15 protein-coding genes, 1 tRNA gene and 4 pseudogenes are annotated in these 20,611 nt (G+C 71.7%); 9 read left to right on the top strand and 11 right to left on the bottom strand.

What is annotated here, in order from left to right:
* Window positions 1-551 (top strand): annotated as a pseudogene (locus tag ACWCYY_RS33280) (IS5 family transposase); the annotation flags it as partial.
* Window positions 552-575: 24 nt separating this feature from the next.
* Here ACWCYY_RS33280 and ACWCYY_RS33285 read toward each other — a convergent pair.
* Window positions 576-764, bottom strand: a pseudogene (locus ACWCYY_RS33285) (oxidoreductase); the annotation flags it as partial.
* A 229-nt stretch (window positions 765-993) separates the two neighbouring features.
* Window positions 994-1,067 (bottom strand) — tRNA-Gly (locus ACWCYY_RS33290).
* 160 nt (window positions 1,068-1,227) lie between these two features.
* Between ACWCYY_RS33290 and ACWCYY_RS33295 the strand changes: the two genes are divergently transcribed.
* Both ACWCYY_RS33295 and dcd read left to right on the top strand, forming a co-directional pair.
* The gene (locus ACWCYY_RS33295) at window positions 1,228-1,449 is read left to right on the top strand and encodes a hypothetical protein (protein WP_380149833.1); all 222 of its coding nucleotides are present in this window, start codon (window positions 1,228-1,230) and stop codon (window positions 1,447-1,449) included.
* A 70-nt stretch (window positions 1,450-1,519) separates the two neighbouring features.
* Window positions 1,520-2,095: a dCTP deaminase gene (gene dcd / locus ACWCYY_RS33300; RefSeq protein ID WP_345289942.1), complete on the top strand. Its 576-nt coding sequence runs from the start codon at window positions 1,520-1,522 to the stop codon at window positions 2,093-2,095.
* A 55-nt stretch (window positions 2,096-2,150) separates the two neighbouring features.
* Here the strand turns inward: dcd and ACWCYY_RS33305 are convergent, their stop codons facing one another.
* The 4 genes and pseudogenes from ACWCYY_RS33305 to ACWCYY_RS33320 form a co-directional block, all read right to left on the bottom strand.
* On the bottom strand, window positions 2,151-3,041 hold the full coding sequence (locus tag ACWCYY_RS33305; RefSeq protein ID WP_449798143.1) for a metal-dependent hydrolase: 891 nt from the start codon (window positions 3,039-3,041) through the stop codon (window positions 2,151-2,153).
* 53 nt (window positions 3,042-3,094) lie between these two features.
* Window positions 3,095-4,051, bottom strand: a complete 957-nt coding sequence (locus tag ACWCYY_RS33310) for a YIP1 family protein (protein WP_449798144.1) — start codon at window positions 4,049-4,051, stop codon at window positions 3,095-3,097.
* A gap of 192 nt (window positions 4,052-4,243) precedes the next feature.
* A pseudogene (locus ACWCYY_RS33315) lies at window positions 4,244-5,308 on the bottom strand (sugar phosphate nucleotidyltransferase); the annotation flags it as partial.
* Window positions 5,309-5,646: 338 nt separating this feature from the next.
* Window positions 5,647-7,888 (bottom strand): annotated as a pseudogene (locus ACWCYY_RS33320) ((Fe-S)-binding protein); the annotation flags it as partial.
* Window positions 7,889-8,173: 285 nt separating this feature from the next.
* Here ACWCYY_RS33320 and dnaK point away from each other — a divergent pair.
* The 6 genes from dnaK (at window position 8,174) to ACWCYY_RS33350 (ending at window position 14,772) form a co-directional block, all read left to right on the top strand.
* A complete protein-coding gene (dnaK, locus tag ACWCYY_RS33325) occupies window positions 8,174-10,021 on the top strand; it encodes a molecular chaperone DnaK (RefSeq protein ID WP_345289947.1) in 1,848 nt (615 codons plus the stop codon).
* Entirely contained in the window at window positions 10,018-10,617 is a 600-nt protein-coding gene (gene grpE, locus ACWCYY_RS33330) for a nucleotide exchange factor GrpE (RefSeq protein ID WP_449798145.1), read from the top strand. Before dnaK ends, grpE begins: the two co-directional genes overlap by 4 nt.
* Window positions 10,618-10,725: 108 nt before the next feature.
* A complete protein-coding gene (gene dnaJ / locus ACWCYY_RS33335) occupies window positions 10,726-11,868 on the top strand; it encodes a molecular chaperone DnaJ (protein WP_345289949.1) in 1,143 nt (380 codons plus the stop codon).
* Between the two features lie 7 nt (window positions 11,869-11,875).
* Window positions 11,876-12,361 (top strand): heat shock protein transcriptional repressor HspR, encoded by a 486-nt coding sequence (locus ACWCYY_RS33340; protein ID WP_345289951.1) that lies wholly within the window; start codon window positions 11,876-11,878, stop codon window positions 12,359-12,361.
* Between the two features lie 321 nt (window positions 12,362-12,682).
* Window positions 12,683-13,606 carry a helix-turn-helix domain-containing protein gene (locus ACWCYY_RS33345; RefSeq protein WP_345289952.1) on the top strand — a complete coding sequence of 308 codons (924 nt, stop codon included), beginning with the start codon at window positions 12,683-12,685 and terminating at the stop codon, window positions 13,604-13,606.
* 542 nt (window positions 13,607-14,148) lie between these two features.
* Window positions 14,149-14,772, top strand: coding sequence for a hypothetical protein (locus ACWCYY_RS33350; protein WP_345289953.1), 624 nt, complete (start codon window positions 14,149-14,151; stop codon window positions 14,770-14,772).
* A gap of 29 nt (window positions 14,773-14,801) precedes the next feature.
* Here ACWCYY_RS33350 and ACWCYY_RS33355 read toward each other — a convergent pair whose 3' ends face one another.
* The 5 genes from ACWCYY_RS33355 to ACWCYY_RS33375 form a co-directional block, all read right to left on the bottom strand.
* Entirely contained in the window at window positions 14,802-15,770 is a 969-nt protein-coding gene (locus ACWCYY_RS33355) for a LuxR C-terminal-related transcriptional regulator (RefSeq protein ID WP_449798146.1), read from the bottom strand.
* Window positions 15,763-16,734, bottom strand: coding sequence for a LuxR C-terminal-related transcriptional regulator (locus tag ACWCYY_RS33360; protein WP_345289956.1), 972 nt, complete (start codon window positions 16,732-16,734; stop codon window positions 15,763-15,765). Before ACWCYY_RS33360 ends, ACWCYY_RS33355 begins: the two co-directional genes overlap by 8 nt.
* Window positions 16,735-17,125: 391 nt before the next feature.
* A complete protein-coding gene (locus tag ACWCYY_RS33365; protein ID WP_449798147.1) occupies window positions 17,126-18,103 on the bottom strand; it encodes a LuxR C-terminal-related transcriptional regulator in 978 nt (325 codons plus the stop codon).
* Window positions 18,096-19,064, bottom strand: coding sequence for a LuxR C-terminal-related transcriptional regulator (locus ACWCYY_RS33370; protein ID WP_345289959.1), 969 nt, complete (start codon window positions 19,062-19,064; stop codon window positions 18,096-18,098). Before ACWCYY_RS33370 ends, ACWCYY_RS33365 begins: the two co-directional genes overlap by 8 nt.
* A 409-nt stretch (window positions 19,065-19,473) precedes the next feature.
* Window positions 19,474-20,580, bottom strand: coding sequence for a TDT family transporter (locus tag ACWCYY_RS33375; protein ID WP_449798148.1), 1,107 nt, complete (start codon window positions 20,578-20,580; stop codon window positions 19,474-19,476).
* Window positions 20,581-20,611 lie beyond the last annotated feature (31 nt).

Genomic DNA, 20,611 nt, shown 5'->3' on the forward strand with positions numbered 1-20,611 from the left:
CACCGCGTCCTCCTGGACGAGCTCGGCTCGCGGGGCCAGCTGGACTGGTCCCGCTGCGCGGTCGACTCAGTGAACATGAGGGCCCTGAAAAGGGGAAACTGACAGGTCCGAATCCTGTCGATCGGGGCAAGTACGGGTCGAAGATCCACCTGCTCACCGAACGTACCGGTTTACCCCTCTCGCTCGCGGTCTCTGGGGCCAACCTGCACGACAGCCAGGCCCTGATACCTCTTGTGGATGCCATCCCGCCGATCCGCTCACGGCGCGGACCGCGGCGCCGCCGTCCCGGCAAACTGCACGGCGACAAGGCCTACGACCACCGATTCATCCGTTCCTACCTGCGACGACGGCAGATCCCAGCCCGCATCGCCCGCCGGGGCGTCGAGTCCTCTCAGCGCCTCGGCCGCCACCGTTGGGTGATCGAGCGCACCGTCGCCTGGCTCGGCGGCTTCCGCCGACTCCACCGCCGCTACGAACGCAAGGCCGACCACTTCGCCGCCTTCGCCAGCATCGCCGCAGCCCTCATCTGCACCCGACGGCTCTCCAAATGAGATGCCTTCCTAGGCCTGCCGGCCGCCCAGCTCCAGCGCGCGGCGGACCACGGCGCGCGCGGTCTCCCGGTCCCGCGGCGGCCCCCAGACCCCCGGCCCGGCGAGCTGCATCGCCCCGTACCCCGTCCGGCGGATCGTCAGGTCCCCGCCGAGAACGAACTCACCGGCGGCACCTGCGTGCACACCGGCCCCAACGCCGACGGTGGAAGCCATCCCGCTCTCCTCGCGCTCTGGCGGCCCGACGGGCCACGTAGGCCCGATTGAAGGGCTTGCGCGATCGGGGGGGGCCAAGCAGGCGGGCTGATTCCGTCACCTGCTCGTCGGTCCGCGGTCAGGCCGCGCTCAAGCCCGCCCCCACAAGGGAGTTGAGCCCCGCCGACCCCCGACGGGACACCCCCGGACAACGACGAAGCCCCGGGTCGCTGACCCGGGGCTTCGGAAGTGGAGCGGACGACGAGAATCGAACTCGCGCTAGAAGCTTGGGAAGCTCCTGTTCTACCATTAAACTACGTCCGCACTGACGGTCCGTCAGGGACGGGCCGGTCGATCAACACTCTACCCCATCTGCGGAGTTGTCCGCGCCCCGCTCGGACGGGGCGGCGCGTTGCCGTGTGGAATGTCCGGTAGATCCCCTAATGTGACGCAGGTTCGGAGTGGGCCTGGGAAGGGGATCGCGATGGAGCAGCGTACCGTCGTCCGGTGTGCCGAGGGGCACCTGTTCAGCACGGCGGGTTTTCCGATGCGGACGCTCGGGGCGGGGCGGCTGGGCAACAGCAGGCTGATCCGCTGCCCGCAGTGCGGGCGGCTGCGCAGCTCGGTGCTGGCGGACCTGAGCGAGCTGACCGGGGCGCAGGTGGAGCGGGCGCTGCGCCGGGAGGCGGTGGAGTTCCTCGCCTGAGCCTTCGGGGCGTCCTTCCGCTCCGTGGGCTCGATGCGGCCCGCGGGGCGGATTCACGTAGTCTCGTGTCGTGCTTCTCTCCGACTCTGACATCCGCGCCGAGATCGACAAGGGCCGGGTCTCCATCGACCCGTTCGACCCCTCGATGATCCAGCCCTCCAGCATCGACGTCCGGCTGGACCGGTTCTTCCGGGTGTTCGAGAACCACCGGTACCCGCACATCGACCCGGCGGAGGAGCAGCCCGACCTGACCCGGCTGGTGGAGCCGGAGGGCGACGAGGCCTTCATCCTGCACCCCGGCGAGTTCGTGCTGGCCTCCACGTACGAGGTCATCACCCTGCCGGACGACGTGGCCTCCCGGCTGGAGGGCAAGTCCAGCCTCGGCCGCCTCGGGCTGCTGACGCACTCCACGGCCGGCTTCATCGACCCGGGCTTCAGCGGTCACGTGACCCTGGAGCTGTCGAACGTGGCCACCCTGCCGATCAAGCTCTACCCCGGGATGAAGATCGGTCAGCTCTGCCTGTTCCGGCTCTCCTCCCCCGCCGAGCACCCGTACGGCTCCGAGCGCTACGGCTCGCGCTACCTGGGGCAGCGCGGCCCGACGGCCTCGCGCTCCTACCTGAACTTCCACCGCACCAAGGTCTGACGACAACGCCGAAGGGGCGGCCACCCACCAGGGTGGCCGCCCCTTCGACGTTGGGTCAGGCCCGCTTCGGGCGGGTGACGGCGACCAGCTCGCTGCCGTCCTCCGACAGGGTCAACTCGGTGCGCAGTTCGGCCAGTTCACCCAGGTGGTGGAGGTGGGTGCCGCCGCAGGCGATGGTGGCCGCGCCCTCGGGGAGCTCGGCGTGCCACTGGCGGCGGGCGGTCAGCTCGGGGCCGGGGACGTCGATCCGGACGGCGGCGTCGGCGGCCACCCAGGAGGCCAGCCGGGCGTTGACCGCCTCGGTGATCGCGGGCAGCGCCTCGGCCAGCGCGGGCAGCTCCTCGGCCGCCTCGGTGGTGAAGCCCTTCTTGCGCAGGGACTTGCCGAGCCGGTAGGTGTCGGTGGAGGCCTCGGTGTCCATCACCGAGGAGGCCATCGCCAGGCTGTCGAAGTCCGGGTGGCCGAGGGCGTCGGAGCGGCCCGGGTCCTTGCGCCAGCGCGGGGCGAGCGCCTCGTTCAGGGCCAGCGCCAGCAGGTGGCAGCCGCTGTGCGCGGAGGAGAGCAGGGCCCGCCGCTGCGGGTCCACGGCCAGCTCGACCGGGCGGCCGGTGACCGCTCCCGGGTCGCCGTCCAGCACGTGCAGCACCAGCCAGGACCAGGCCTCGTCCCCGCGCCGCACCGGGATCTCGGCACCGACCAGGAACTCGCCCTCGGGCCCGTACCCGCCGGTCAGGCAGTCCACCACCGGGTGGACCGCGCCGTCCACGGTCAGGGTGCCGAGGTCGGCGGGCTGGTCGGGCCAGGTGTGGTCCAGCGGGTGGAACGGGCTCTCCTCGGTGACCACCGCGTACCGGCCGTCGGCCAGCGGGTGGACGGCCAGCACGGTGGAGGAGCCGTTCACCTCCCCGGCCGGGAAGCTGACGCGGGTGGTGGGGAGGGTGGTCATGCGGTGGCTCCGTACGTCGCGGTGCAGGTCGTGCACAGAAGAGGGAGGGAGGGTCAGCCCAGCGTGGGGAGCTTGATGAGCACCAGCAGGGCGAGCAGTTGGATGGCGGCGGCGCCGGCGGCCTTGCCCCAGGGCAGGTCGTGCACCCGGCGGACCATGGTGGTGAGCAGCCCGGCGCAGAGCAGCCAGGTGGCCCAGCCGACCACCTGGACCACCGCGTTGTCGGCGGGCAGGAAGAGGGCCAGCAGCAGCCGGGGCACGTCGCTGGTCCAGGCGATCAGCACCGCCAGGCCGATGGTGGACGGCCACGGGCCGTCGCCGCCGAGCTGGCGGGCCAGCCCGTAGGTGACCGCGCCGAGCATCGCCCCCGCCAGGGTGAAGGCGACCGCCGAGCCGGCGATGGCCGACAGCGCCACCGAGAAGGTGGAGCCGAAGACGTCGTCCCTGGTCGACCCCAGGCCGAGCACGGCGAGCGCGCCGTACAGCGCCGAGACGGTCAGCGCGGGCAGCCAGACCTGGTGGTCGCGGACCCGGTCGAAGGTGGCCACCGGGGCCCGGTAGAGGCCGGTCAGCAGCTCCTTCCAGGCCGGGCGCGGACCGCCCGCCCGCGGGGTGGACTGGCCGCCGGCCCGGTAGGTGGCGACGTTGTCGCCCTGCGGGGCGGAGGCGTAGTGCTGCTCCTCGTCGACCGAGAAGACCCGGGTGTGCCCGGGCAGGTCCGTCCCGTAGCCGCCCTCCGGGTACCCGGGCGGCGGGTATTCCGTTTGTGGGTAGTCCGACTGCGGGTACTCGGGCTGCGGGTAGTCCGGGTAGGCCTGCGGAGGACCCTGCTGCGGGTAGCCCTGCTGCGGGTACGCCGGATGCGGAGCCGTGAAGAACTCGGGCTCCCCCGTCGGCGCGTGCCCCTGCGGTCCCGGCGCTCCCTGAGCACCCTGCCCGCCGGGCGCCGCCCCCCAGCCCTGCCGGGGGTCGACGGCGCCCTCACCGTTGTCGTATGCGTTGCCAGCCACGGCACGAAGGTACCCGCTGGAGCTGACCACACGTCGGTTGATCATGGCTTCGGCGCGGGATTGCAGCAGTGCTGTGACCCCGCGCCGGACCGACGGACCGTCAGCGACGGGTCAGCGCGCCGCGGCCTTGTGGCCGTGCACCACGGCGGCCGGGGTCTCACCGGCCGGGCAGCCGCCCGGGCCGGCGGTGGTGCGCACGGCACCGACCGGCAGGAGGGTGCCGCAGGCGATCCGGATGCCGTTCGGCAGCTCGTTGTCGGCCTCGACGGTGGCGCCGTCGCCGATCACCGCGCCGTCCAGCGAGCAGCGCTCCCCGACGCTCGCGTACGCGCCGACGATGGAGTCCTTGACGTGGGCGTCGGCGGCGATCACCGCACCGGGCAGGACCACGCTGCCCTCGACGATCGCACCGCCCTTGATCACCGCGCCCTCGGAGACCACGGTGCCGTTGCTCAGCACCGCGCCCGGGGCCACCTCGGCGCCCGGGAGCAGCAGCGCCTCACCGGTCTCGCCGGGGACGGCCGGGGAGTCCACCTTGCCGAGCACCAGGTCCGCCGAGCCGCGCACGAAGGCGCCCGGGGTGCCCAGGTCCAGCCAGTACGAGGTGTCCACCACGCCGCGCACCAGCGCGCCGGTGGCCAGCAGCTCCGGGAAGGTCTCGCGCTCGACCGAGACCTCGCGGCCGGCCGGGATGCGATCGATCACTGATCGGGTGAACACGTAGCACCCGGCGTTGATCTGGTCGGTGACGATCTGCTCCGGGGTCTCCGGCTTCTCCAGGAACTCCAGCACCCGGCCCTGCTCGTCGGTCGGCACCAGGCCGAAGGCGCGCGGGTCCTCGACCCGGGTCAGGTGCAGGGTGACGTCGGCGCCGGCGGCCACGTGCCCGTCCCGCAGCGCGGCGATGTCCAGGCCGGAGAGGATGTCGCCGTTGAAGATCAGGACCGGCTCGTCCGGGCCGCAGGTCAGGCCCGAGGCGGCGTTGCGGATCGCGCCGCCGGTGCCCAGCGGCACCTCCTCGGTCAGGTAGACCAGCTCCAGCCCGTACGGGCTGCCGTCCTTGAAGTGCTCCTCGAAGACCTCGGCCAGGTAGGAGGTGGCCAGCACCACGCGGGTGACCCCGGCGGCGGCGGCCCGCGCCAGCTGGTGGGCGATGAAGGGGACGCCCGCGACGGGCAGCATCGGCTTAGGGGTGTGGGTGGTCAGCGGGCGCAGCCGTGTGCCCTTGCCACCGACCAGCATGATCGCCTCGGTCATGGTCGCGCTTCTCCCCTTGCTCCGTTGCCGCCGGCCCCGCCAGGTCGCGAGGTGACGTTGTCGCTGTCGTCCGCTCGTGGTCCACGAGTTCGACGCCTACTGTATTTCGTTCCAAACCGCCCCCGTTCCAACGGGGGTCCGATACGTACCACCCGACACCCCGTGGACGCCACCGGACCTCGCGGTCCCGCCCCGGGGGCCGAGGAAGCGGCACCAAACCTCCCCCAGGTGTTCACCACCGCGGCCGAGGGCCCGCACGTCCCCCGCGGGCCCCGGCGCCGGGCCGTCGGAACGGACCGGGAGCACCCCGGCCCCGGCCGCCCGTGAGGGGCGGCCGGGGCCGGGGTGGGCGCCGGATCACGGCCGGGTTCAGGCCTCGACCGGCTCCGGGTCGGCGGGCTGCGCCTTGACGGAGTCGAGCAGCAGCTGGGCCACGTCGACCACCTTCAGGTGCTCCTTGGCCGCGCCGTCGTTCTTCTTGCCGTTGACCGAGTCGGAGAGCATCACCAGGCAGAACGGGCAGGCGGTGGAGACGATGTCCGGGTTGAGGGACAGCGCCTCGTCCACGCGCTCGGTGTTGATGCGCTTGCCGATCCGCTCCTCCATCCACATCCGGGCGCCGCCGGCGCCGCAGCAGAAGCCGCGCTCCTTGTGACGGTGCATCTCCTGCTGGCGCAGACCGGGGACCTTGTCCATGATCTCGCGCGGCGGGGTGTAGACCTTGTTGTGGCGGCCCAGGTAGCAGGGGTCGTGATAGGTGATCAGGCCCTCGACCGGGTTGACCGGGAGGAGCCTGCCCTCGTCGATCAGGTGCTGCAGCAGCTGGGTGTGGTGGATCACCTCGAAGTGACCGCCGAGCTGCGGGTACTCGTTGGCGATGGTGTTGAAGCAGTGCGGGCAGGTGGCCACGATCCGCTTGGCCGGGGCGTCCTCCAGCGCGGCGTTCAGGGTCTCGACGTTCTGCGCGCCGAGCATCTGGAACAGGAACTCGTTGCCCAGGCGGCGCGGGGAGTCGCCGGAGCAGGTCTCCTCCTTGCCGAGGATCGCGAACTTCACGCCCGCGGTGTGCAGCAGCTCGGCGAAGGCCTTGGTGGTCTTCTTCGCCCGGTCCTCCAGAGCGCCGGCGCAGCCGACCCAGTAGAGGTACTCGACCTCGGCCGGGTCGATGTCCTCACCGATCACCGGCACCTCGATGCCGGTCTCCTTCTTGAGCTCCTTCACCCAGTCCAGGCGCGCCTTGGTGGCCATGCCCCACGGGTTGCCCTTGTTCTCCAGGTTCTTGAGCATCGTCCCGGCCTCGGTCGGGAAGGAGCTCTCGATCATCACCTGGTAGCGGCGCATGTCGACGATGTGGTCGATGTGCTCGATGTCCACCGGGCACTGCTCGACGCAGGCGCCGCAGGTGGTGCAGGACCAGAGCACGTCGGGGTCGATGACCCCGTTCTCCTCGGCGGTGCCGATCAGCGGGCGCTCGGCCTCGGCCAGCGCGGCCGCCGGGACGTCCTTGAGCTGCTCGGGGGTGGCCTGCTCGTTGCCCTCCATGTCCTTGCCGCCGCCGGCCAGCAGGTACGGCGCCTTGGCGAAGGCGTGCTCCCGCAGGCTCATGATCAGCAGCTTCGGGGAGAGCGGCTTGCCGGTGTTCCAGGCCGGGCACTGCGACTGGCAGCGGCCGCACTCGGTGCAGGTGGAGAAGTCGAGGATGCCCTTCCAGGCGAAGTGCTCGACCTGGGAGACGCCGAAGACGGCGTCGTCGGCCGGGTCCTCGAAGTCGATCGGCTGGCCGCCGCTGGTCATCGGACGAAGCGCGCCGAGGGCGGTGCCGCCGTCCTCCTCGCGCTTGAAGTAGATGTTGAAGAAGGCCAGGAAGCGGTGCCAGGCCACGCCCATCGAGGGGTTGACGCCGATGGTGGTCGCCCACGCGAACGAGATGCAGATCTTCAGCATCGCGAACAGGTAGACCAGGTTCTCCAGGGTGCCGGTGGCGACGCCGCGGAAGGCCGCGACGATCGGGTACGAGACCAGGTACGCCGGATCGAAGGAGTCGACGCCCTCGAGGGCGCCCTCCAGGCCGCGCAGCATCATGATGCACAGGCCGATGCCGAGGATCGTGTACTCGACGTAGAAGGCCTGCCAGGCGATCGAGCCGGCGAACCGGGACTTGCGGCCGGCCCGGGAGGGCAGGCTGAGCAGCCGGATCACCATCAGGGTGAGGATGCCCAGCGTGGTCAGGGTGCCGATCAGCTCGACGAAGACGTTCCACACCAGCCAGTGGCCGATGACCGGCAGGACGAACTCGGCGTCGAAGAGCTGCCCGAAGGCGTTCACCAGGGTGAGCACCAGCGAGAAGAAGCCGACCGCGACGAACCAGTGCGCGATGCCGACGACACCCCACTGGTTCATCCTGGTGTGGCCGAAGAACTCCTTCGCCACGGTGGCGACGCGCTGGGCGGGCTGCCCGAAGCGGGTGCCGTCGGCGGCGCCGGTGCGCACCACCTTGTAGATGTACAACGCCGCCCGGGCGGCGAGCGCGGTGCCGATCACGAAGGTGACCAGCGAGATGACGATCGCTGCTAGCTGCATCGGCTCTCCGTCTCCAGCGGCTGGAATGTGTGCAGGTTCCCCCTGAGTGTACTCATCAGTAACTTTCAGGGCCGACGGCCCGGAGACTACCGCGCGTTAACACCCGTTCAGAAGACGCACCGGGTATGGCGGCTGTCACTAAGGGCGGACTCACCCGCTCGGAGCAGGGGACGACATAAGCGCGCAGTAAAGTTGAGCCGGATCCACTCATGGCAGTTGACTCTCCCCGGAGGGCCGTGCATCCTTGAGCCTGTAAAGCTCAACTTCTTCCCGGAGGTATTCACGATGGCACGCGCGGTCGGCATCGACCTCGGCACGACGAACTCGGTCGTCAGCGTTCTCGAAGGCGGTGAGCCCACCGTCATCACCAACGCCGAGGGCGCCCGGACCACGCCGTCCGTCGTCGCCTTCGCCAAGAACGGCGAGATCCTGGTCGGCGAGGTGGCGAAGCGTCAGGCGGTCACCAACGTCGACCGCACCATCCGCTCGGTCAAGCGCCACATGGGCACCGGGTGGAAGATCAACCTGGACGGCAAGGACTTCAACCCCCAGCAGATCTCGGCCTTCATCCTGCAGAAGCTGAAGCGGGACGCCGAGTCGTACCTGGGCGAGACGGTCACCGACGCCGTCATCACCGTCCCGGCCTACTTCTCCGACTCCGAGCGCCAGGCCACCAAGGAGGCCGGTGAGATCGCGGGCCTCAACGTCCTGCGCATCGTCAACGAGCCGACCGCCGCCGCCCTGGCCTACGGCCTGGACAAGGACGACCAGACCATCCTGGTCTTCGACCTCGGCGGTGGCACCTTCGACGTCTCCCTGCTGGAGATCGGCGACGGCGTCGTCGAGGTGAAGGCCACCAACGGTGACAACCACCTCGGTGGCGACGACTGGGACCAGAAGGTCGTGGACCACCTGGTCAAGGTCTTCCAGGCCGGCCACGGCGTGGACCTCTCCAAGGACAAGATGGCGCTCCAGCGCCTGCGCGAGGCGGCCGAGAAGGCCAAGATCGAGCTGTCCTCGTCCTCCGAGACCTCGATCAACCTGCCCTACATCACCGCCTCGGCCGAGGGCCCGCTGCACCTGGACGAGAAGCTCACCCGGGCCCAGTTCCAGCAGCTGACCGCGGACCTGCTGGAGCGCTGCAAGACCCCGTTCCAGAACGTCATCAAGGACGCCGGCATCAGCCTGTCCGAGATCGACCACGTGGTCCTGGTCGGCGGCTCCACCCGCATGCCGGCCGTCGCCGAGCTCGTCCGCGAGCTGACCGGCGGCAAGGAGGCCAACAAGGGCGTCAACCCGGACGAGGTCGTCGCCATCGGCGCCTCGCTCCAGGCCGGTGTCCTCAAGGGCGAGGTCAAGGACGTCCTGCTGCTCGACGTCACCCCGCTGTCCCTCGGCATCGAGACCAAGGGCGGCATCATGACCAAGCTGATCGAGCGCAACACCACGATCCCGACCAAGCGCTCCGAGATCTTCACCACGGCCGAGGACAACCAGCCGTCGGTCCAGATCCAGGTCTACCAGGGCGAGCGCGAGATCGCGGCGTACAACAAGAAGCTCGGCATGTTCGAGCTGACCGGCCTGCCGCCGGCCCCCCGCGGCCTGCCCCAGATCGAGGTCACCTTCGACATCGACGCCAACGGCATCATGCACGTCGGTGCCAAGGACCTGGGCACCGGCAAGGAGCAGAAGATGACCGTCACCGGCGGCTCCGCGCTGCCGAAGGACGACATCGAGCGCATGATGCGCGAGGCCGAGCAGTACGCGGAGGAGGACACCAAGCGCCGCGAGGCCGTGGAGACGCGGAACCAGGGCGAGCAGCTCGTCTACTCCACCGAGAAGTTCATCGCGGACAACACCGACAAGCTCCCGGCCGACGTCAAGACCGAGGTCGAGACCGCCATCGGCGAGCTCAAGGAAGCCCTCAAGGGCGAGGACATCGCGGCCATCCGCGAGGCGACCGAGAAGGTCTCCACCACCGCCCAGAAGCTCGGCGCCGCGCTGTACGCGCAGAACGACGCCGCGGGTGCCGCTCCGGCCGGTGACGCCGGCGCGGCCGGCGCCAAGGACGACGACGTCGTCGACGCCGAGATCGTGGACGACGAGAAGCCCAAGGGCGGTGCGTCGGCATGACGGAGAAGCCGCAGGGCACCGAGCCCGGCGACGACTCCGCCGCCGCCGAGGAGGCCGTCCTGAAGGCGGCCGAGGAGGCCGTCGCGGGTGGTGACGAACTCGCCACCGCGAAGCGGGAGTTGGCCGAGCGCACCGGCGACCTCCAGCGCCTCCAGGCGGAGTACCAGAACTACCGCAAGCGGGTCGAGCGCGACCGTCTGACGGTCCGTGAGATCGCGGTCTCCAACATCCTGGAGGCCCTGATCCCGGTGCTGGACGACATCGGCCGGGCCCGCGAGCACGGTGAGGTCACCGGCGGGTTCAAGTCCGTCTCCGACAGCCTGGAGACGGTCGTGGCCAAGCTCGGGCTGCAGCAGTTCGGCAAGGAGGGCGAGCCCTTCGACCCGACGCTGCACGAGGCGCTGATGCACAGCTACTCCTCGGACGTCACCGAGGACACCTGCGTGCAGATCCTCCAGCCCGGCTACCGGATCGGCGAGCGGATCATCCGCCCGGCGATGGTGGCCGTGGCGGAGCCCCAGCCGGGCACCCAGACCACCGCCGCGGATGCCGACTCGTCGGACTCCGACAAGGCCGACGGTGCCTCGGAGAGCTGACACGGCACGCACTGCGGAGTCGTCCGTCGTCCTGGACGACGGGCGGCTCCGCAGTGCCGTATCCCCGACCGACCCAGTACGGAACAGCCACGGGAGGTGGCGGCAGCCATGAGCGCGAAGGACTACGTGGAGAAGGACTACTACAAGGTCCTCGGCGTGCCCAAGGACGCCACCACCGCGGAGATCAAGAAGACGTACCGCAAGCTCGCCCGCGAGTTCCACCCGGACGCCAACAAGGGTGACGCCAAGGCCGAGGAGAAGTTCAAGGACATCTCCGAGGCGTACGACGTCCTCTCCGACGACAAGCGCCGCAAGGAGTACGACGAGGCGCGCAGCCTCTTCGGCAGCGGCGGCTTCCGGGCCGGCGGCCCGCAGGGCGGCGGCTTCGACTTCGGCGACCTGTTCGGCGGGGCGCAGGGCGGCGGCGGGGGCGGGGTCGGCGACCTCTTCGGCGGCCTGTTCAACCGCGGCCCCCGGCAGCCCCAGCCGCGCCGCGGCGCGGACGTCGAGACCGAGGTGACGCTGGCCTTCGAGGAGGCCGTGGACGGCGCCACCGTGCCGCTGCGGATGACCAGTCAGGCCGCCTGCCGGGCCTGCTCCGGCACCGGCGCCAAGGCCGGCACCACCCCCCGGGTCTGCCCGACCTGCGTCGGCGCGGGCACCGTCAGCCGCGGCCAGGGCGCCTTCGCGCTCTCCGAGCCCTGCCGGGACTGCAAGGGCCGCGGCATGCTGGTCGACGACCCCTGCACGGTCTGCCACGGCAGCGGGCGGGCCTCCTCGGCCCGCACCATGCAGGTGCGCATCCCGGCCGGGGTCCAGGACTCGCAGCGGATCAGGCTCAAGGGCAAGGGGGCCCAGGGCGAGCGGGGCGGCCAGCCCGGCGACCTCTACGTCACCGTGCACGTGGACGCCCACCCGGTGTTCGGCCGCAAGGCGGACAACCTGACCGTCACCGTGCCGGTCACCTTCCCCGAAGCCGCGCTGGGCGGCACCATCGAGGTGCCCACCCTGAACGGCCCCTCGGTGAAGCTCAAACTCCCGGCCGGGAGCGCCAACGGCCTCACCCTGCGGGCCCGCGGCAAGGGCGCCACCCGCAAGGACGGCACCCGCGGCGACCTGCTGGTCACCGTGGAGGTCGTGGTCCCCAAGCACCTGGACGACGAGGCCCTCGCCGCCCTGGAGCAGTACCGCGAGGCCACCGCCTCGGACGACCCGCGAGCCGCCCTGTTCAAGGCGGCAGAGGGAGCGTGATGACCAGATGAGCCCGACCCCTCCCATCGGCCCCGGCCTCGGCGAAGGCCTGCCCGGCGGCGCCCGCCCCCGGGCTCATTACGTCCTGACCGAGGAGACCCCGGTCTACGTGATCTCGGTCGCGGCCGAGCTCTCCGGTCTGCACCCGCAGACCCTGCGCCAGTACGACCGCCTCGGCCTGGTCTGCCCCGACCGCACCGCCGGCCGCGGCCGCCGCTACTCGGCCCGGGACATCCAGCAGCTGCGCGAGGTCCAGCGCCTCTCCCAGGACGAGGGCATCAACCTGGCGGGCATCAAGCGGATCATCGAGCTGGAGAACCAGGTCGCCGCCCTGCAGGCCAAGGTCGGCGAGATGGTCGACGCCCTGGAGGGCGCGGCCGCCGCGCTCCAGCAGCGGGAGGCCGCCGTGCACGCCTCCTACCGCCGTGACCTGGTCCCCTACCAGCAGGTCCAGCAGTCCAGCGCCCTGGTGGTCTGGCGCCCCAAGCGGTAGCCGGTGGTTCGCCGATCGGGCGGGCGGCCCCTCCGTCCGGGGGGTGACCTCCCGCCCGTCGGTCGTGTCAGGGTGCATCCTGTGAGCCGTACGGTGGCTGTAAACGAACGGCCGGCCCAGTGGTCGAACCGTTCTGCCTATCATCCGTATTGATCCCTATGCTTCACTGTGCAGCACCCGCAGAGCCCCACGGACGAAGGGCGGAGAGGAGCGGTACGAGTGAGCGCACCAGGGAGTTTGTCCTCGGCGGAACCCGGAGGAAACCCGCTCTCCCGGACTGCACGTGCGCTTTACCTGTCGGCCATCCAGGCAGGCGGCCGCTTGACCGCAGACGGACAGGAACCGACCGGTCCAGACGCACAGGAACTGCTCGATTACGGCCTCTTCGTACGCGATCTGGACACTCCGGGCACCCTTGTCGCGGTCGATCCCGAGCGGCTGTCCACCTCCCGCAGCGCCGCCTGGCGGCGCGAGGCGGTCCAACTGCTGACCCGGTCGGCGGCCTTCGACGACGAGATCCGGGAGCTGGGCGACGCCTACAGCGAGCTCACCCGACGTGCTGACCGAGGCGGCTCGATCGAGTACGTCCAGGGCAAGGTGGCCATCAACGAACGCCTCGCCGCCCTGGTCGAGAACTGCTCCCAGGAGCTGCTCACCGCGCAGCCGGGTGGCGGTCGGCGGCCGGAGACCGTCCGGACCGCGATCGAGCGGGACATGGAGGTGCTCCGCCGCGGCGGAACGACCAGGACGATCTACCAGCCGAGCGCCCGCTACTCCAGCCCGACCCTGGAGTACGTCGAGACGATGACGCAGGCGGGCAGTCAGATCCGGACCCTGGACGAGCCGTTCACCATCCTGATCGTGGTGGACCGCAAAGTCGCGATCATCCCGGGCAGCAAGGACATGACCCAGGCGGCCTTCGTGCGGGACGAGGCCGTGATCACGTACCTGATCCAGTCCTTCGAGTCCTTCTGGGAGCGGGCCATCCCGTTCCAGGGAAGCCGCGAGGTGCCGCCCGAGGTGCTCTCGAGCCTCCGCCGGCAGATCATCAGAGCCATGGCCCAGGGCATCGGCCACCGGGTGATCGCCAGGAACCTGGGGCTGAGCGAGCGCACCCTGGCCCGCCACATAGCCGAGATGCGTGAGGACTACGGGGTCGACACCCTGTTCCAGCTCGGCTGGCGTCTGGCCCAGGACAGTGCGGCAGCACAGGAGCCCGCCGAGGACGGCCCGGACATCGTCTGACCGCCCCGGCGGGATAGGTGCCCCCGTGGCCTGCGCTACTGCCAGACGCTGTCGTCGGCGAGAGCGGCGGCCGTAACCCTGGCCGACTTCAGCTGCCAGACGCTGTCAGCGTTAGCGGTGCCCGCGCCGAGGAAAAGTGCGGCACCGAGGAGAACGGCTGAGGCGATGAGGCGACGCGCACTACGCACGAGAGCACTCCCTCCAATGTGGTCCTGTGTGGTCCTGGACTGATCACGGGTATGACTATCGGTTCAATATAAATCCTGCCACTCCCGGCGCATACCAGGGCAGCGTAAGAGGTGTGTCATCTCTCTGCCAGGCAGGGAGATGACATCGAGTGCCGGTAGACGCCACACCCCCCAGGCCGGGACGATCAATGCACTCTCCCACTGGTCGGTGCGAGTTGTTCACGGGGGCGCTGACCAGGTGACATGAACTCGACCAAATAGTTTTGGCCTCAACGAATGCGCAGCAGCATTCTCTAAAACCACCACACTGCTTGTGGGGATTCGCTCCCCGCCCCCGATTCGTCCGGAGTCGTCATGAGTGAGCCGTACCTGCGCAACCGCGCTGTTCAGACCCCCGAGGGTCGGCGCGCCCGGGTGTTCCTCGCCGCGCCGCTCATGCGGCTGACCGGCCCGGCGGACAGCGTGGTGACGCTGGCCAGCCGCACCCGGCTGACCACCCTGCGCTCGACCCTGCTGAAGAGCGGCGCCGCCGTCTACAGCGCCCACCACAGCGACGCCTGGACGGTGAACGGCCGCGCCCCCGAGCCCCGCGTCCCGTCCGACTTCCGCGCGCTGCAGACCGCCGACCTGGTCTTCGCCTACGTCGGTGCCCCGCTCTCGGCCGGCGTCGCGCTGGAGCTGGGCTGGGCGTCCTCGCTGCGCAAGCCGATCGTACTGCTGGTGGACGAGGCGATCACCCACAACCCGCTGATAGCCACCATCGAGCAGGTCGCCCCGGTGCTGCCGCTGGTCTTCGACGACACCTGGTCGCAGGAGGCCCTGCACCACACCGTGGAGACCGCCCTGGACTGGGCCGGCATGGCGCTCTCGCTCCGCGAGGGCTTCTGGACCGCCCCGACCGAGGCCTTCCCGACGCCCCGTCAGGAGACCTCCGGCTACGGCTACTGGAGCGACTGGGGCGGCGTCGCCACCGGCTGACCCCGTCCGCCACGGACGCGCGGGGACGGTCACTCACCTGACATCCCCTCCGCCCCGCGCATCTGCCAGCCGAGCTGGAACAGGGTGTCCGCGTCGTACAGCTCCCGCAGCCTCGCGATGTGCCCGGCCACCGTCCGCTCGCTCAGGCCCAGCCGGGAGGCGGCGGCCCGCTGACTGAGGCCCTGTGCGAGCAGTCGGCCGACCTGCTCGTGTACCGCCAACTTTCCTGCCGCACCTGCGAGTTCACTCCACCGAACGCGCTCGGCCCGCTCCCAGTCGCGCTCCCAGATCCCCAGCAGGACATTGATCACCGCCGGGTCCTCGACGAAGGCCGCCGAGGTGTTGTCCGCCCTGGCCGGGACCACCGCGAGCTGACGGTCGAACACCAGCATCCGGGTGAACGGCTCATCCAGGACGCGGATCTGTTCGCCCCACGCGCTGAGCCGCGCGGCGTACTCGACGGTGGGCGCGTCCGACCGGGCACCCGGCTGGTACAACGTCAACTTGCGCCCTCCGGCCTCCAGGTACTCACGGTCCCGCCCCAGGGACTGGGCCAGGAACTCGGCCGGGCGGGCACCGCCGGGCTGGGCCGCCAGGACCTCCTCCCGCCGCTCCGCCTCGATCTGCACGATGCGGGAGCGGATCTCCTCCATGTCGCTGACGATCCGCACCACTCCCGTGCGGCCCGAGCGGCGCGGCGCGGCGTCGTAGGCATGGGCCAGCTCCTCCAGCGGCGTCGGCACGTGCTCGGCCCGGCCCAGCAACTCCATCCCGGCCGCTCGCAGTTCGGCCGCCTTCCGGTCTCCCACCGAACGCGGGTTGACTGCCGTCAGGGTGCCGTCCTCGGTGTGGTGGACCAGCAGGCCGTACTCCAGCAGGCGCAGCACCGCCGGGGCCTCCTCCGCGGTGACGTCCCGGAACCAGACGCGGCCGCCCTCGGCCAGGACGGCCGTGTAGACGGCCCGTTCGGCCGGGCCGAGCGGGCGGCGCTCACTCATGGCCGCACCGGCGCCGCATCCGCCAGCCGAGCTGGAACAGGGTGCGGGCACCGTGCCGCTCGCGCAGCCGGGAGATGTGGCCGGCCACCGTGCGCTCGCTCAGGGCCAGCCGGGAGGCGACGGCCTTCTGGGTGAGGCCGTCCGCCAGCAGGCGGCTGATCCTGTCCCGGGTGAGGTCGGTGGCGGACTCGGCGGTCAGGCCGGCCCAGTCGACCGCGTCCGCCCGGGCCCAGTCGCGTTCGTGGACGGCGACCAGGAAGGAGACCGTCACCGGATCGGAGACGAAGACGGCCCGGGTGAGGTCGTCGGCGGCCGGGAGCACCGCGACCTTCCGGTCGATGATCATCATGCGGCGGAACGGCTCGTCCAGCAGCCGGAGTTCGGCCCCCTCGGCGGAGAGGGTGGTGGCGTACGCGACGGTGGCGGGCTCGCCGAGCACCAGGGGCTGGTAGAGGGCGCGCACCCGGACGCCCCGGCGCCGCAGCGCGGTGTCCTGGCGGACGGCCATCCGCAGGCCCTCGGGCGGGCGCGGGCCGGGCTGGGCGGTGAGCAGTTCGCCCTCGCACTCGGAGAGCAGCTCGGCCAGCCGCTGCCGGATGCCCACCAGGCCGTCCACGTAGGCGGCCTGCTCGCCGTCGCCGCCCTGCCGGGGCACCGAGTCGTAGGCCCGGGTCAGGCCGTCCAGCGCGAGCGGCAGCTCCTCGACCCGCTGCAGCAGCTGGGCGGCGGCGGCGCAGAGCTCGGCGCTGATCCGCTCGCCCACCGCGCGCGGGCTCTGCACCACGTACCGGGTGCCGGGCCCGTCCGTCCGCACCAGGCCGGTCTCCAACAGCCTTGCCAGCGCCGGGCCCTGGGGCACGGCGGCGACCGGCAGCCGGCCGCCCTCGGCGAGCACCGCCAGGTAGAGCTCCCGGGCCTGTTCGTCGAGCAGCCCGACGTCCCCGGTCGGCGTCACCGTGGCCATGACCGTGTACCTCCTCGCCCCGTTCCGTTCCGCTCCGGCCATGATCCCAGCGCGGTACGGCCCGACGCGCCTCCCGGGGTACTCGGCCCCCGGGAGACCCGCCGACATCGCACCAGGCCGGACGGCTTCCGGCGGGACGGAGCAGCAGCGTCCCGCAGCGCTTCTCGGGGGCCGTTCACCACAAGCGGCACCCCGGCCGCGGCCCGCCCGTTCGAGACCGGCGCGTGGGGCACCGGCTACACCCCCGGGGGCGGGCCAAGTCGTCCCCACCGGGCGTTGCGAGCCCGGTCGGCCTTGGCATGTACCACCCTCACAGGCACCCGTACACCGGGCAAGACCTGCGCGCATGCAGGTTCGCGCAAGTGCAGGAACCGGCAGCGGGGGCACCAGGTCACCGCGGCCCGGAGCCTCCCCGCATCCGCCAGCCGAGCTGGAACAGGGTCTCGGCGCCGTGCAGTTCGCGCAGCCGGGCGAGGTGGCCGGCCACCGTCCGTTCGCTCAGGCCCAGCCGCAGCGCGATGGTGCGCTGGGTGAGCCCGGCCGCCAGCAGCCGGCCGACCTGCTCCTCCACCGGACGCTCCGGCTCGGCCGCCTGGTCACCCGCCCAGGTGACCTGCTCGGCGCGCTGCCAGTCCCGCTCGAAGCCGCCGACCAGGAAGGCCACCACCGCCGGGTCCTCGACGAAGGCCGCGCTGCTCTGGTCGGCGGCCGCCGGGACCACCGCCACGGCCCGGTCGAACACCGTGATCCGCTTGAACGGCTCGCCCAACACCCGCACCGTGATGCCGAGTTCGGTGAGCGAGCGGGCGTACGCGACGGTGGCGGGATCGGCCCGCGCGGCCGGCTCGTAGAGCACCCGGGCGGTGCCGCCCCGGGCCGCGAACGCCCGGGCCCTCGCGGTGGAGTCGGCCAGCTGCTGCGGCGCCAGCGGAGCGCCGGACTGGGCGCTCAGGATCTCCGTCGCGGTGGCCTCCAACTCCCGTGCCTGATCGAGCACCTGCCGGATGTCGTGGACGTGCCGCACCACCCCGGAGCGCACCGAGCGGCGCGGCGCCGCATCGAAGGCCGCGGTGAACTCCCGGAGCTCCTCGCCCAGTTGCTCGGCCTCCAGCAGCTTCCTGGTGCCCGCCGTCCGGAGCCCCGCGCTGATCCGGGCACTCACCGCCCGCGGATCCACCGCCGTCCAGCTGAGGCCGTCGTCGCTCCCCACCAACAGCCCGCCGGCCAGCAGCCTCCCCAGTGCCTCCTGGTCCCCCTCGCCGACAGCGGCCCGCGACACCCGGCCACCCTGGGCCAGCACCTCCAGGTAGAGCTCGCGCTCCGCCTTGTCGGGTAGTTCCGACCGGGCGGGCTCAGGCAGGTCAGGCATCACGGCCGTCCCGCATCCGCCAGCCGAGCTGGAAGAGGGTCTGCGCGCCGTACTGCTCGCGCAGGCGGGAGATGTGGCCGGCGACGGTGCGTTCGCTCAGGCCGAGGCGGGTGGCGACGGCCTTCTGGGTGAGGCCGGTGGCGAGCAGGCGGCCGACCCGGCGGGTGGCGGCCAGGGCGGGCGGGGCGGTGCCGAGGCCGCCCCAGTCGAAGGTCTCCGCGCGGGCCCAGTCGCGTTCGTAGACCGCGACCAGGAAGGCGACCGCCGCCGGCTCGGTGATGAAGACCGCCCGGCTGTAGTCGTCCTCGGCGGGGACCACGGCGACCTTGTGGTCGATGATCAGCATCCGCTGGTACGGCTCGTCGAGCAGCCGGACCTGGCCGCCCTCGGCGGCCACCGCGGTGGCGTACTCGACCGCGGCCGGCTCGTTGACCGTCATCGGCTGGTAGAGCGTGCGCAGCCGGGCGCCCCGGCGCAGCAGGGCGAGGTCCTGGAGGCGGGCGACCGCGAGGCCCTCGGGGTTGCGCGGGCCTGGCTGCGCGGTGAGCACCTCCTGGCTGCTCTCGGAGACCAGCTCGGCGATCCGGTGGCGGATCCGGTCCTGGCCGACCACGACGGCCGGCTGGGCCGGTTCGGCGGCGTCCCGCGGGACGGCGTCATAGGCGCGGGCGAGGCCGCCGAGGCTGTCGGGGAGCTGTTCGGCCTGGAGCAGCAGCCTGGTCGCGTTGGCCCGCAGTTCGCTGCTCATCCGTTCGCTCACCGAGCGGGGGCTGACGGCGACGTAGGCCTTGTCGATGATGTTGGGGATCACCAGCCCGGTGCGCAGCAGCTGGTCCAGCGCGGGCCGCTCGGCCTCGGACACGTCGGTGAACGGGACGCGGCCGCCGGCCGTCAGGATGGTCAGGTAGAGCCCTCGGGCCGCCTCGTCGGGGAACGGGGCCCCGGCCGTCTCCGCAGCCATCCCGGTACCTCCTCGCCGATCGCCGCAGGCCGTCATGGCCATGATCTCAGCGGCGTCGGCCGACGTGTCCCCCGGGATGCCACGTCCCGGGGAACCCGTCGATCTCGCGCCAGGATCCGGGGACCCCGGCGAGGCGGAGCAGCAACGCCTCGCCGGCACCGGATCCGGGGCCATCACCACACATGGCGTCCCGGCCGGGGCCCCACCTCGACTCACCAGCGCGCGGACGCACCGGTGTCCCCCGTGGTGGGACAAGTCACCTGTCCCGGGCTGCGGTTGCCCGGACGACCTTGGCGTGTTCCCAACCTTCACAGCAGGGGGGGCTGCGAACAAGGGGCGCCCGGCTGCAGGTTCCCGCAAGTGCAGGAACCTGCAGCCGGGCGCGGGCCCGGGACCTCCCGACGGTCCGTCAGGTGGACTGGACCGGTCCCAGCAGGCGGCCGTCCCGCAGCCCCGCCAGGGTGCGCACCGAGGCCACCGCCCAGGCCGCGACGAGCAGCAGGTAGAGCCCCGCCGCGAGGCCGGTGAAGCCGTCGAACCCGGTGTGCCGGGCCAGGCCCGCGGCTCCGGTGACCAGGGTGCCGACCGGGAAGGTGAAGGCCCACCAGGTCATCGCGAAGGGCATCTCGGCCCGCAGCGCCCGCAGGTTGGCGGCCAGCGCCACGGCCAGCCAGAGCATCGCGAAGCCGATCGTGGAGACCCCGTAGAGGACCGCGAAGCCCACCGCGAAGGAGGCCAGTTCGGGGGCCGTGCCCTTGGCCGCGTCGGCCAGCTGGTTCACCGCGGTGGTGGACTGGCCGAGCGGGCCGAGCACCAGGAAGAGCGAGGGGGTCAGCACCAGCGCGGGCAGCTTGCTGTGCACCAGCCCGGCGAAGACCACCGGCAGCAGCACCAGGGTGGCCAGCAGGCTGGCCCCGAACAGCGCGTAGCAGCCGTACAGCATGGCCGGCCGCAGCCCCTCGGGCAGGTGCGGCACCAGCACCGGGCCGAGCGCGGCGGAGACCATCGGCGCCACCACGGGCAGCAGCCAGGTGGGGTTGGCCTCCAGCGGGGACAGCCGGTGCCGGGTGATCATCAGGTACGGGATCCCGAAGGCCACCACCACCGCGTACAGGGTGCCCACGCTCCAGAGCACCAGGTCGGCGGTGAGCGCGGCCTGACTGCCGATCAGCCGGGAGCCGAGCACCTCGGTGCCGTAGCCGACCGCCAGCAGGGCCATCGGCGGGCAGCCGTAGAAGAAGGCGGTGGCCGGGTTGTCCAGCAGCTGCTCGCGGGCCGCCGCGCGGTGCTTGGTGAAGTGCACCAGCCGCCCCGCCACCAGCACCAGCAGGGCCACCGCGGAGATCGCCCAGACCGCCTCGCCGAAGCCGATCAGGCCCGGCAGGGCGAGCGGCAGCGCGGCGGCCCCGTTGGCCACGATGGCCGTGCCCATCACGGCGGCGTACCAGTTGGGGCCGAGCCGGGAGAGGTCGAGGCCGTAGCCGGCGAGGGTGCGGGGTGCGGTGATCGTGGCCATGCCTCCACGGTGCGCCCCGCGCACCGCCGCC

It is taken from the genome of Kitasatospora sp. NPDC001664 (assembly GCF_053596675.1).